At 67.6% G+C, this 13,014-nt stretch carries 11 protein-coding genes; 4 read left to right on the forward strand and 7 right to left on the reverse strand.

The genetic code is table 11. The features are described from left to right. Positions 1-88 precede the first annotated feature (88 nt). Positions 89-1,762, forward strand: coding sequence for an electron transfer flavoprotein-ubiquinone oxidoreductase (locus BSE24067_RS07980; RefSeq protein WP_174904723.1), 1,674 nt, complete (start codon positions 89-91; stop codon positions 1,760-1,762). A 108-nt stretch (positions 1,763-1,870) separates the two neighbouring features. Here the strand turns inward: BSE24067_RS07980 and BSE24067_RS07985 are convergent, their stop codons facing one another. From BSE24067_RS07985 to rbsK, 3 genes are all read right to left on the reverse strand, one after another. Beyond that, the gene (locus BSE24067_RS07985) at positions 1,871-2,818 is read right to left on the reverse strand and encodes a dihydrodipicolinate synthase family protein (RefSeq protein WP_151068391.1); all 948 of its coding nucleotides are present in this window, start codon (positions 2,816-2,818) and stop codon (positions 1,871-1,873) included. Between the two features lie 44 nt (positions 2,819-2,862). Continuing rightward, on the reverse strand, positions 2,863-4,182 hold the full coding sequence (locus tag BSE24067_RS07990) for an MFS transporter (RefSeq protein WP_151068390.1): 1,320 nt from the start codon (positions 4,180-4,182) through the stop codon (positions 2,863-2,865). Between the two features lie 62 nt (positions 4,183-4,244). Further along, on the reverse strand, positions 4,245-5,174 hold the full coding sequence (gene rbsK, locus BSE24067_RS07995) for a ribokinase (protein WP_151068389.1): 930 nt from the start codon (positions 5,172-5,174) through the stop codon (positions 4,245-4,247). Positions 5,175-5,415: 241 nt separating this feature from the next. On the opposite strand from rbsK, the gene BSE24067_RS08000 reads away from it, so the two are divergent. Then, positions 5,416-6,486, forward strand: coding sequence for a LacI family DNA-binding transcriptional regulator (locus BSE24067_RS08000; protein WP_151068388.1), 1,071 nt, complete (start codon positions 5,416-5,418; stop codon positions 6,484-6,486). Positions 6,487-6,555: 69 nt separating this feature from the next. Here BSE24067_RS08000 and aroC read toward each other — a convergent pair whose 3' ends face one another. The 3 genes from aroC to BSE24067_RS08015 form a co-directional block, all read right to left on the reverse strand. Next, positions 6,556-7,656: a chorismate synthase gene (gene aroC, locus BSE24067_RS08005; RefSeq protein ID WP_151068387.1), complete on the reverse strand. Its 1,101-nt coding sequence runs from the start codon at positions 7,654-7,656 to the stop codon at positions 6,556-6,558. A 277-nt stretch (positions 7,657-7,933) separates the two neighbouring features. Continuing rightward, the gene (locus tag BSE24067_RS08010; protein ID WP_151068386.1) at positions 7,934-9,868 is read right to left on the reverse strand and encodes an MFS transporter; all 1,935 of its coding nucleotides are present in this window, start codon (positions 9,866-9,868) and stop codon (positions 7,934-7,936) included. A 139-nt stretch (positions 9,869-10,007) separates the two neighbouring features. After that, positions 10,008-10,463 (reverse strand): CBS domain-containing protein, encoded by a 456-nt coding sequence (locus BSE24067_RS08015; RefSeq protein WP_040144015.1) that lies wholly within the window; start codon positions 10,461-10,463, stop codon positions 10,008-10,010. A gap of 157 nt (positions 10,464-10,620) precedes the next feature. Between BSE24067_RS08015 and BSE24067_RS08020 the strand changes: the two genes are divergently transcribed. Further along, the gene (locus BSE24067_RS08020) at positions 10,621-10,938 is read left to right on the forward strand and encodes an Mpo1-like protein (protein WP_040144014.1); all 318 of its coding nucleotides are present in this window, start codon (positions 10,621-10,623) and stop codon (positions 10,936-10,938) included. A gap of 18 nt (positions 10,939-10,956) precedes the next feature. Here the strand turns inward: BSE24067_RS08020 and BSE24067_RS08025 are convergent, their stop codons facing one another. Continuing rightward, positions 10,957-12,291 (reverse strand): YihY family inner membrane protein, encoded by a 1,335-nt coding sequence (locus BSE24067_RS08025; protein WP_151068385.1) that lies wholly within the window; start codon positions 12,289-12,291, stop codon positions 10,957-10,959. 141 nt (positions 12,292-12,432) lie between these two features. Between BSE24067_RS08025 and wrbA the strand changes: the two genes are divergently transcribed. Continuing rightward, on the forward strand, positions 12,433-13,014 hold a 582-nt coding region (gene wrbA, locus BSE24067_RS08030), incomplete at its 3' end, for an NAD(P)H:quinone oxidoreductase (protein ID WP_174904724.1).

Consider the following 13,014-nt stretch of genomic DNA (forward strand, 5'->3'; position numbering starts at 1 on the left):
ATCTGTTCGCATGCTGTTGCGGCAAGCGTTTCGTTTCGCAGACAATACGCTCCCGAATAAAAGCATTCTAACGGTTAGAGGAACGCCAATGACCCCCGCAAGCCTCATCGAGCAATACGGCCCGCGCGAATCGATGGAATACGACGTCGTGATCGTCGGCGGCGGCCCCGCCGGGCTGTCTGCCGCGATCCGGCTCAAGCAGCTGGCTGCCGAGAAAGGCACCGAGATCGGCGTGTGCGTGCTCGAGAAGGGTTCCGAGATCGGCGCGCACATCCTGTCGGGCGCGGTGATGGATCCGCGCGCGATCACCGAACTGTTCCCCGACTGGAAGGAACAGGGCGCGCCTTTGAACGTCGAGGTGACGGAAGACCGCTTCCTGTTCCTGTCCGAAAAAAGCGCGGTGCAGACGCCGAACTGGGCGCTGCCCGACAACTTCAAGAATCACGGCAACTACGTGATCTCGCTGGGCAACGTCACGCGCTGGCTGGGCCAGCAGGCCGAAGCCTTGGGCGTCGAAATCTTCCCCGGCTTCCCCGCCGCGGAGATCCTCTACAACGACGACGGCTCGGTGAAGGGCGTCGCCACCGGCAACATGGGCGTGGGCAAGGACGGCGAGCCGACCGAGAACTTCCAGCTCGGCATGGAGCTGCACGCGAAGTACACGCTGTTTGCCGAGGGTTGCCGCGGCCATCTCGGCCGCCAACTGATCTCGACGTTCAAGCTCGACGCGAACGCCGATCCGCAGGCGTACGGGATCGGCATCAAGGAACTGTGGGAAATCGATCCGGCCAAGCACAAGCCGGGCCTCGTGATCCACACGGCCGGCTGGCCGCTGAAGTCCGACACGTACGGCGGCTCGTTCCTGTATCACATGGAGAACAATCAGGTCGTGGTCGGCTTCGTGGTGGGCCTCGGCTACACGAACCCGTACCTGTCGCCGTTCGAGGAGTTCCAGCGCTACAAGACGCATCCGTCGATCCGCGCGTTCCTCGAAGGCGGCAAGCGCGTGTCGTACGGCGCGCGCGCGATCACGGCCGGCGGGTTGCTGTCGCTGCCGAAGACGGTGTTCCCGGGGGGCGCGCTGATCGGCGACGACGCGGGCTTTTTGAACGCATCGCGGATCAAGGGCAGCCACGCGGCGATCAAAACCGGCATGCTCGCGGCGGACGCCGCGTTCGACGCGGTGCAGGCAGGCCGTCAAAGCGACGAGCTCAATGCGTACCCCGACGCGTTCAAGCAATCGTGGCTGTACACGGAGCTGTACCGCGCGCGCAACTTCAAGCAGTGGATGGCCAAGGGCCTGTATCTCGGCACGCTGATGGTCGGGCTCGAACAGAAGGTGATGGGCGGCAACGTGCCGTGGACGCTGCACCACAAGCACGCGGATCACGAGATGCTGAAGCCGGCGTCGCAGTGCGAGCCGATCGCGTATCCGAAGCCGGACGGCAAGCTGACGTTCGACCGGCTGTCGTCGGTGTTCATCTCGAACACGAACCACGAGGAGAACCAGCCCGCGCATCTGACACTGAAGGATGCGAGCGTGCCGGTGAACGTGAACCTGCGCACGTACGCGGGGCCGGAGGCGCGATTCTGTCCGGCGGCGGTGTACGAGTTCGTGAAGAACGACGACGGCAGCGATCGCCTCGTGATCAACGCGCAGAACTGCGTGCACTGCAAGACCTGCGACATCAAGGACCCGACGCAGAACATCGTGTGGGTCACGCCCGAAGGCGGCGGCGGGCCGAATTATCCGAACATGTAACCTGCCAGAAGACGCCGCCTCGCGCGGCGTTTTTTTCGTCCGCCCGACATGCAGCGCACTCGAGCGTACGCGCGGCCGGTGCACCGCGCGTACGCACTGCCGTACCCGCTACCGGACTGCGATCCGCCGGCGGAAATGCTCGGTACCCGACACGATCTTGTCGAGCACCGCGTCGAGCGCCCAGAATCGCTCGCGCACGTCGTAGTCGATCGCGCGGCAGCGAATCGATGCAAACGTGCCGATCCGCTGGTGATAGATCTTCGCGAGCGCCGGGTAGCCCAGCGCTTCCGATACCGCCGACACCACCAGGAACGTCGACAATTCGTCGGCGAGCGCCGGATCCGAATCGCCGTGCAGACGCAGCCACCGGTACAGGTCGGGATGGAAGTTGGTGAACACGCCATTGAAGCCGGCGGAACCGGCCTTCATCGCATCCCATGCAATCGCGGCGTTCGCATTCAGAATCTTCAGCGGCGAGCCTGCCGCGAGCGCCACGCGCCGCTTCACGGTCTCCAGGTCGCAGCTTACGTCCTTGAGCATCACGAAGCGGCCGGTGTCGATGCACGCACGCAACTCGTCATCGGACAGCAGCCGCCGGTAAGGCGCCGGACATTCGTACAGGCCGAGCGGCAGATCCGACGGCAACCTAGCGAGCAGCTTGTGAAGATGATCGAGAAACGCGGCACTGCCCTTGCGCTGCGGATCGAGACGGTTCGTCACGAGCACCACGCCCTGCGCACCCGATTCGGCCGCCGCGCGCAGCTCGGCGACCTGCGAATCGAGATCTTCGCTGATGTGCCCGGACGCCACCACGGGCACGCGCCCGGCCACGCGATCGACGACGAAGCGCGCGAGTTCCGCCCGTTCGGCCAGACTCAGAAATTGCATCTCGCTCGATTGCGCGACCGCGAACAGCGCATCGGAGCCGTGCGCCAGATACCATTCGACGAGTCGCTCGAGGCCCGCATAGTCGATTGCGCCGGCGTCGTCGAACGGCGTCAGCATCACCGGTACGATCCCCTCGATGGTCGCGCTCGACTGCTGATGGTGTTGCATCTTTTTCTCCTTGCTTCAATAAATTCGCGGTATGGCCGCGCCGCTCAGGCCGGCAGCGGTCCGGGCGCGGCGCTGGCGGCCTGCTCGGGAATCGGCTTGCGCACCAGCAGCAGGTAGGCCATCGCGCCGGCGAACGCGATCGCGGCCGCCGCCAGCAGCGCGGGCACGAACGACGACTTCTGCGCGATGACGCCCGTCAGGATCGGCGCGAGCGCACCGCCGATGAATCCGCCGAAATTCTGGATCGCGCCGAGCGACGCAACGCGGCTCGGCGGCGCGGCCGCCGTCGCGAGCGCCCACGAACACGCCGATGCCGCATTCGCGAGAAAGATCACGACCGAAATGCACGCGAGCGCGACGGTGTTGCTTTGCACGAGCGCGGCCGGAATCGTGAACGCGACCATCCCGAGCATCGCGACCACCACCGCATTGCGGCGGCTCACGACCGGCGAGCTGCTGCGGCGCGTAACCAGATCGGACAGCCAGCCGGCGACGAGCGAACCGACGAATCCGCACAGGAACGGCACCGACGCCGCGAATCCGGTGCGAATGAGGCTCATGTGACGCTCCATCGTCAGGTATCCCGGCAGCCACGTCAGATAGACCCAGTTCAGATACACGGACCCGAAGAACCCGATCAGCATGCCCCAAGTGGTGCCGTGCGAGAACAGGCTGCGCCAGTCGGCGAAGGTCAGCTTCGGCGCGGCGACGGTCGTCTGCGCATCGGCGTCGAGATACCCGCGTTCGGCCGCGCTCAATTGCGCGCGCGCCGGATCGCGGTACAGCGCGAACCAGACGACGGCGACGACGAGGCCGAGCGCGCCCGTCACGACGAACGCCCAGCGCCAGTTGAACGATGCGACGAGCACCGACAGCAGCAACGGCGCGAGCGCGGTGCCGAGCGGCGACGCCGCGTTGAAGATCCCGGTCGGCGTGCCGCGCGCGCGCAGCGGAAACCAGTTGCTGACCACCCGCGCCGCCGACGGGAACTGCGGCGCCTCGCCGATGCCGAGCACGATGCGCGCGACGATGAACCAGCCGAAGGTCGACACGAGCCCGCCCGCCGCCTGCGCGATCGACCAGACGATCAGCCCGACGCCGAGCAGCCGGCGCGGGCCGATGCGGTCGACGAGCCCGCCGACCGGAAACTGGCACAACGCATAGCTCCACGAGAATGCCGACAGCAGCAGGCCCATCTGCGACAGCGACAGCCCGAGATCGGCCCGGATTGCCGAGCTCGCGACGGCCAGCGTGCCGCGGTCGAGATAGTTGACGATCCCGCTCACCATCAGCAGCGCGAGCGCGATACGTTGTCCGCGCCGGATACGGGGCGGCGCGACGGGAACAGCGTGGTTTTCGTTCATTGCAGTTGTCTCCATGTCTTTGATGGTTGCCGGGTCGCTCGGCTGCTCCGTCTTCGCGGAATCTATGCGGCCGCGCGCTCCACTTCGTCGCGGGTCGGAATCGACGTCTGCGCGCCATGGCGCGTGACGCTGATCGCGGCGGCGCGCTGGCCGAACGCGATTGCATCGTCCATCGACGCACCGCCCGCGCGCGCGGCCGCGAATCCGCCGACGAACGTGTCACCGGCCGCGGTCGTATCGACGGCGGTCACGGCGAGAGCCTGGTGGCGGCCGCTCCCTGCGCCGCCGCGCCAGCAGACGCCGCGTGCGCCGAGCGTGACCAGCACGTTGCCGACGCCCTTCGCGCGCAGCGCGTCGGCGGCACGCATCGCCGATGCGTCGTCGCCGACGGCGATGCCGGTCAGCGACTCGGCTTCCGTTTCGTTGACGACGAGGTAATCGATCCGCGCGAGCAGCGCGTCGAACAGCGGCCGCGCGGGCGCCGGATTGAGCAGCACCGGCGTGCGGTGCGCGATCGCGCAGCCGATCGCGCGCGCGACGGTTTCGATCGGCACCTCGAGTTGGCACACCATCAGCGCCGCGCCGGCGATCGCATCGCGCGCCGCGTCGATCGATCCCGCATCGAGGCGCGCGTTCGCACCGGGCACGACGACGATGCTGTTCGCGCCGCGCTCATCGACCGTGATCGTCGCGACGCCGGTTGCGTCGCCGTCGATCCGGCGGACGTGCGTCACGTCGATGCGTTCGGCCGCGAGCGCGTCGTGCAGGCGCGTGCCGAACGCGTCGTCGCCGACGCAGCCGATCATCGCGACCGACGCGCCGAGGCGCGCGGCCGCCACCGCCTGGTTCGCGCCCTTGCCGCCGTGGACGGTCCGGAACGTGGTGCCGAGCAGCGTTTCGCCCGGCACGGGCAGCCGCGGCGCATGCGTGACGAGGTCGACGTTGATGCTGCCGACGACAGCGATACTCGGGGATTCGACGTAATCTTTCATCAAATGTAACCGCTTACATTCGCAGCAACGGAAATCGCCGAACAGGCTGGCGTCGACAAAAATTTCAAGGTGATGCAGCTGAAACGGGCGTCTGACATAATACGGATTGGCATCAAGATAGCGCTTACATTCTCACAGGCAGGACCGCGAGTGCAAGCGGGACGACCACGAAACGAGGGTAAACGATGGCGTTTTTGAGAAAGCGCGCAGGCAGGGCGATGACTGCGGTCCGGAGTCGCCGATGAGCACGCCCTCCTCCAACGGCGGCGCCGCGCGTGCGCGCCGGGGCAGCGGCCGGTCGGTGCTCGGGGACGTCGCGAAACTCGCCGGCGTGTCGACCGCGACCGTTTCGCGCGTGTACAACGATCCGGGCAAGGTGTCGGCCGACGTCCAGCAGCGCGTGCGCGACGCGGCACGCGCATTGAACTGGATTCCGAATGCAGCCGGTCGCGCACTCGCGTCCACGCGCACCCACATTACGGGCGCGATCATCCCGACGCTCGACGACCAGGTGTTCGCATCGCAGGTCGCGGGCATGCAGGCGGTGATGGCCGAGCACGGCATCACCCTCTTTCTCGGCTGCTCGAACTACGATCCGGCGCAGGGGCTCGCGCAGGTGCGCGCGATGCTGTCGCGCGGCGTCGAAGCCGTGTCGCTGGTCGGCGAAGCCCATCCGCCGGAAGTATTCGAGTTGCTCGACCTGCATCGGGTGCCTTATGTCGTCACCTATGCGTACCGCGACGACAGCCCGCATTGCTGCATCGGCTTCGACAACCGCGCGGCCTTCGCGCGGCTGACCACGCATCTGCTCGACCTCGGCCATCGCGATTTCGCGATCATCATGCAGCCGTCCGCGAATAACGATCGCGTGCAGGCCCGCCTGCGCGGCATTCACGACACGCTGGCCGCGCACGGGCTCGCGGTGCGGCCGGTCCACCAGCACGAAGGCGCCGCCACGATCGCGTTCGGGCGCGCGAGCTTGCGTGCGATTGCCGGCAGCGGGCCGACACGGCCGACGGCCGTGATCTGCGGTAACGACGCACTCGCGCTCGGCGCACTGCTCGAGGCCCAGGCGATCGGCGTCGCGGTGCCGTCGCAGCTGTCGATCACCGGCTTCGACGATGTCGCGCTGGCGCGCGAGATCCGGCCGGCGCTGACCACGATGTGGGTCGATACCGATGCGATCGGCCGCAAGGCAGCCCGCGCGTTGCTCGACGCACTCGAGAACGGCGAAGCCGGGCCCGGTTGCGCGGTGCTGCCGGAGCTGCGCGTACGCGAATCGGCCGCGCCGCCGCCTTCCGGCACCCAATGAAAACGGGGCGCACCAGGCGCCCCGCTTCCTTTCGTGTCGGCCGAGCCGGCGGTTGCCGGCCCGCTCGTATCAGGTCGCGCTGCCGGCGATCTTCGGCGTCGACGTCTCGACGTCGCCGCACTGCGCGCGGTGGCGCAGCGCATGGTCGATCAACACCAGCGCGAGCATCGACTCGGCGATCGGCGTCGCGCGGATGCCGACGCACGGATCGTGGCGGCCGAAGGTTTCGACCGTCGCCGCGTCGCCCGCCTTCGTGATCGAGCGGCGCGGCGTGCGGATGCTCGACGTCGGCTTGATCGCGATCGACACGGTGATGTCCTGCCCGGTCGAAATCCCGCCGAGCACGCCGCCCGCATGGTTGCCCACGAAGCCGGACGGCGTCAGTTCGTCGCCGTGCACCGAGCCGCGCTGCGCGACGCTGTCGAAACCGGCGCCGATCTCGACGCCCTTCACCGCATTGATGCTCATCATCGCCTTCGCGATGTCCGCATCGAGGCGGTCGAACACCGGCTCACCCCAGCCGACCGGCACGCCCGACGCGACGACGTCGATGCGCGCGCCGATCGAATCGCCGTCCTTGCGCAGCGCGTCCATGTACGCCTCGAGCTCCGGAACGATCGCCGCGTTCGGCGAGAAGAACGGGTTCTCGCGCACGTGCGACCAGTCGACGAACGGCACGTCGATTTCACCGAGACCGCTCATGTAGCCGCGCACCTCGACGCCGAAGCGCTCGCGCAGCCATTTCTTCGCGACCGCGCCCGCGCCGACGATCGGCGCGGTCAGGCGCGCGGACGAGCGGCCGCCGCCACGGTAGTCGCGGATCCCGTACTTCTGCCAGTAGGTGTAGTCGGCATGGCCCGGACGGAACGTCTCGACGATGTTGCCGTAGTCCTTGCTGCGCTGGTCGGTGTTGCGGATCAGCAGCGCGATCGGCGTGCCGGTCGTCACGCCTTCGAACACGCCGGACAGGATCTCGACCTCGTCGGCCTCCTGGCGCTGCGTCACGTGCCGCGACGTGCCGGGCTTGCGGCGATCGAGCTCGACCTGGATGTCGGCTTCGGTCAGCCCCATTCCCGGCGGGCAGCCGTCGATCACGCAGCCGATCGCGGGACCGTGCGATTCGCCGAAGGTCGTGACAGTGAAAAGCGTGCCGAGGGTATTGCCGGACATGATGGAACCGCCCAAAGAGAAATGGACAAACCGATGCGCTGCCGGAGCCGCGGGCAGGCCGATCGTTTGCCGGTCGAGAAAAAGAGGTCAACCGCTATTATGCCAGCCGTGCCGGGCCCGCGGGCCGTGTGAACCGTTCAGACCACCCAGGCGGGCCGGGGCCGGGGCCGGAGCCGCGCTACGGCGCGCTCGCTGGCGCCGCTCCGGTGCATCGGCCGATTCGCGGCGACGTGACGGCCCGCGCATTGGCCGGCAACGCGCGCAGCGGCCGCCCCGCCTACTTGCGCGCGCCGCGCAGTTCGGTCACTGCGGCCTGCAGCGCCTCGGGCGTCGCGACCGACGCGGGAATCGGCTCGCCGACCGCGAGCGTCAGCCGGCTCATCACGCCGCGCTTGATCGGCCGCGGCATCCGCGCATCGGCATGGCGGGAGAAATAGCTGCCCCACAGCCCGCGCAGCGCCATCGGGATCACGGGCGCCGGCGTGCGGCTCAGGATTTCCGTGATCCCGTGGTGGAACGTGTTGATGTCGCCCGTCTTGGTCAGCTTGCCCTCGGGGAAGATGCACACGAGTTCGCCGTCCTTCAGCGCGGCGTCGCACGCGTCGTACGCGCGCGCGAGCATGTCGGGATCCTCGTGGCGCGGCGCGATCGGGATCGCCTTCGCATGCCGGAACACCCAGCTCGCGAAGCGCGTCTTGAAGATCCGGTGATCCATCACGAACCGGATCGGCCGCGGGCTTGCAGCGGCCAGCACGAGTGCGTCGACGTAGCTCACGTGGTTGCACACGAGCACGGCCGCGCCCTCTTCCGGGATGCGCTCCGCGTGCACGAGGCGGATCCGGTAGAACGTATGCACCAGCACCCACGCGACGAAGCGCAGCAGGAATTCGGGGACGAGCAGGTAGATGTACGCGGCGACGACGACGTTCAGCAGCGCGGTGACGAGGAACAGGCCCGGAATGCCGACACCGGCCTTCGTGAGCGCCATCGCCATCAGCGCGGACAGAATCATGAACAGCGCATTGAGGATGTTGTTCGCGGCGATGATCCGCGCGCGATGGGTCGGCGCGCTGCGGCTCTGGATCAGCGCGTACAGCGGCACGCTGTAGAAGCCGCCGAACATCGCGAGCAGGAACAGATCGGCGAGGATGCGCCAGTGACGCGCGCCGCTGAGGAACTCGCCGACCGACAGCAGATGGCCGGGCGATGGCAGCGCGCGGCTCGCGAAATACAGCTCGATCGCGAACACGCTGATGCCGATCGAGCCGAGCGGCACGAGGCCGATCTCGACGCGGCGCTGCGACAGCCGCTCGCACAGCAGCGAGCCCAGGCCGATGCCGGCCGAGAACGTCGCGAGCAGGACCGTGACGACGTCGGGGCTCGCGGACAGCACGTCCTTCGCGAAATTGAAGAACGACGTGAGGAACGTCGCGCCGACGAACCACAGCCACGAAATGCCGAGCAGGCTCAGGAACACGGTGCGGTTCTGCCGCGCGAGCCCGAGGTTGCGCCAGGTTTCGCTGAACGGGTTCCAGTTGATCACGAGATCGGGTTGCGGCGCCGGCGTCGGCGGCACGCGCTGCGCGACGAGCCGTCCCGCCAGCGCGATCACGACGACGCTGACGGCCAGCACGCGCTCGCCGCTGCCGTCGATGCCGGCGGCCGCGCCGCCGATGATCGTGCCGATCAGAATCGCGATGAACGTGCCCATCTCGACGAGGCCGTTGCCGCCGACGAGTTCATGGTCGCCCAGATGCTGCGGCAGGTACGAATACTTGACGGGGCCGAACAGCGTCGAGTGCATGCCCATCATGAACGTGCACAGATACAGCAGCGTCGCGCTGTGCGTGACGAAACCGGCCGCGCCGACCAGCATCAGCACGATCTCGAAGGTCTTCACGAAGCGCGTGAGCGTCGCCTTGTCGTACTTGTCGGCGATCTGGCCGGACGTGGCCGAGAACAGCACGAACGGCAGGATGAAGATCGCGGAAATCAGGAATGCGGCCGTCTTCGCGTCGACGCCGGAGAAGCGCGCGGTGTGGTAGGTGACGAGCGACGTGAAGCCGATCTTGAACACGTTGTCGTTCAGCGCGCCCAGGAACTGCGTCGTGAAGAACGGCGCGAAACGACGCTGGCGCAGCAGGTCGAACTGCGAAGCGTGGGCGCGCCGTTCGCCGCGCGATGCGGAAGAGACTTGCGTGTGATCGCTCATGCGGAATACGCGCGCGTCGTCTGGGCGAAGCTGCGCGGGCCTTGTGTTGTTGTTGAAAAAACGGCGGCGCAGGCTGAACCTGCGCCGCCGTGCGCCGAGTGGCCGCGCCCGCGCGGGATGGCAACGGGCGCGGCACGTATCACGGCTTCTGCGCTTCGGCTTCCGATTCCGGCCAGTCGCGGATGTACGCCTTCAGCATCCGGTTTTCGAAGCTCTGCGCCTCGACGACCGTCTTCGCGACGTCGTAGAACGAGATGACGCCCATCAGCACCTTCTTGTCGAGCACCGGCATGTAGCGCGCATGGCGCTCGAGCATCATCCGGCGCACTTCGTTGACGTCGGTTTCGGGCGTGCACGTGAGCGGCTCGTCCATCACCTTGCGCACCTGCACGTCGCCGATCGCGCCGCCATTTTCGCGCAGGCGCAGGATGATCTCGCGGAACGTCAGCATCCCGACGAGATCGCCGTACTCCATCACGACGAGCGAACCGATGTCGTGCTCGGCCATCGTGTCGACCGCTTCGCGCAGCGGCTTATCGGGCGTCACCGTAAACAGCGTGTTGCCCTTCACTTTCAGAATATCGCTGACGCGCATCGTAGTCCCCTCATGCTTGAATGCAAATCCGCTTTCGATCCTATCGGAAAGCCTGTCAAAAGGAAAGCGCGAGCCCGCGCCGCGCGGCCGCCCCGCTTGCGGACGCGGGCGGCCCGCCGCACAATGACCGCATGGACGGCGGCCCGAGGAGACGGCCATGGCGCATACGCATTCGGAGCAATTCGCCAGCTTCGCTGATTTCTATCCGTACTACCTGAACGAACACCAGAACCTCACGTCGCGGCGGCTGCATTTCATCGGCTCGCTCGGCGTGATCGGCTGCGTCGCGATGGCGATCGCGACCGGCCACTGGCTGTGGCTGCCGGCCGCCGTCGTGTGCGGCTACGGCTTCGCGTGGGTCGGACACTTCTTCTTCGAGAAAAACCGCCCGGCCACGTTCCGGCACCCGATCTACAGCCTGATGGGCGACTGGGTGATGTTCAGGGACATCTGCACCGGCAAGATTCCGCTGTAATGCTCGCGCGGCCGCGCGTCACGCCGTTTTCGGCGGCCGCGCGTGCGGGTCGGGCGCGCGATCCGGCGCGTCATCGCCGTGCTCGGCCGCGGCCGGATGAGCGCCCGACAGCCGGTGCGCGGCGATCAGCGACGCAAGCGACACGTCGAACCGGTCGTTCGACAGCACCTCCAGCAGCGCCACGCCTTCGACGTGGCTGCGGCGCCGCTGCAGCTGATAGGCCAGCTCGGTGCGATCGATCACCAGCGCGTCGAACAGCTGCGCGAGCGTCAACTGCTCCGGGTTCGCCAGCAGGATGTAGCGCGACACCGGTTCGCCGCTGTCCAGCCGCGCGATCCATTCGCGCTCCTCCATCGTCAGCAGCAGCCGTTGCGCGGTCTCGATGTCGCAGCGCAGCATGGTCGCGAGCCGCAGCGCGGTGTAGCCGGGCTTGCCGACCGCGCGCGCTTCCGCGAGCCGCGCGAGGAGTTCGAGCGCGTCGAGCAGGTCGCTGCCCGGATAATGGATCCGATGAAACTGGCCGACGCGGATCGCCGGCAACGCTGACGCAACCATCGCGCCGAGCAGCGCGATGAACCAGCTCAGGTACACCCACAGCAGGAACACCGGCAACGCGGCGAACGCGCCGTACACGGCCGTATAGGTCGGAATGCGCCGCACGTAATAGCCGAAGCCGCGCTTCGCGAGCTCGAACGCGATCGCCGCGAACAGCCCGCCGATCACCGCGTCGCGCCACGCGACCGTGCAGTTCGGCAGATACACGTACAGCAGCGTGAACGCGAGCACGGTCAGCGGCAGCGATGCGAGCGCGAGCAGCCACTCGACGATCGACGTCGACGGCGCGGCGCCGGTGAACGCGAGCGACTGCGTAAACAGGTACGACGAGATCGACAGGCTCACGCCGAACAGCAGCGGGCCGAGCGTGATCAATGCCCAGTACGCGAGCACGCGCTGCGCGAACGGCCGCGGCTTGCGCACCCGCCAGATCAGGTTGAAAGCGGATTCGATCGTCATCATCGTCATCACCGACGTGACGACGAGCACGATCAGGCCGGCCGTCGTCAGCCCCTTCGCCTTCGACGCGAACTGGTTCAGGTACTTGAAGATCTGGACGTTGAACTGCGCGGGCATCAGGTGGTCAGCGAGGAACCCCTGCAGCGAGATCTGGAACGACGCGAACATCGGGAACGCGGTGAACAGCGCGAACGCGACCGTCACGAGCGGCACGAGGGCCAGCATCGTCGTGAACGTCAGGCTGCCCGCGACCTGCGGGATCCGATCCTCGGCGCTGCGCCGCGCCGCGAACTGCGCGAGGCGCTTGATGGTGTCGAGATCGACGCTCAACTTCGGCAAACGGCTTCTCCTTCTCGATGCTGCGCGCCCGACGGCGCGCCGCCGCGCTGCGCGACGGCTTCAGCCCCTATAATAGCCGCTCGATCCAGCAGGGGCCGACTGCACCGGGCATGCGCGCGGCCGCACGCGGCTCCGCCGCCCATGAAAGACATTCTCGTCCTCTATTACAGCCGTCACGGCGCGACGCGCGATCTCGCGCTCGCGATCGCGAACGGCATCGACAGCGTGCCGGGCATCCAGGCGCGCATCCGCACCGTGCCGCCCGTATCGACGGTGTGCGAAGCCACCGCTCCCGACATTCCCGACGACGGCCCGCCGTACGCCGAACTGCGCGATCTCGAGGAATGCGCGGGCCTCGCGCTCGGCTCGCCGACCCGTTTCGGCAACATGGCCGCGGCGCTCAAGTATTTCCTCGACGGCACGACGCCGCAATGGCTGTCCGGCGCACTGACCGGCAAGCCGGCGTGCGTGTTCACGTCGACCGGCAGCCTGCACGGCGGCCAGGAATCGACGCTGCTGTCGATGATGCTGCCGCTGCTGCATCACGGGATGATGATCGTCGGGATCCCGTATACGGAATCCGCGCTCAGCACGACGCGCACCGGCGGCACGCCGTACGGCGCGTCGCACGTGTCGCAGCACGACCGCGGCGCGCCCGCGGGACTGTCGGCCGACGAGAAGGCGCTCGCGGCCGCGCTCGGCGTGCGGCTCGCCCGCGCGGCG

Source organism: Burkholderia latens (assembly GCF_902499045.1).
In the GTDB taxonomy this organism is placed as follows: domain Bacteria; phylum Pseudomonadota; class Gammaproteobacteria; order Burkholderiales; family Burkholderiaceae; genus Burkholderia; species Burkholderia latens.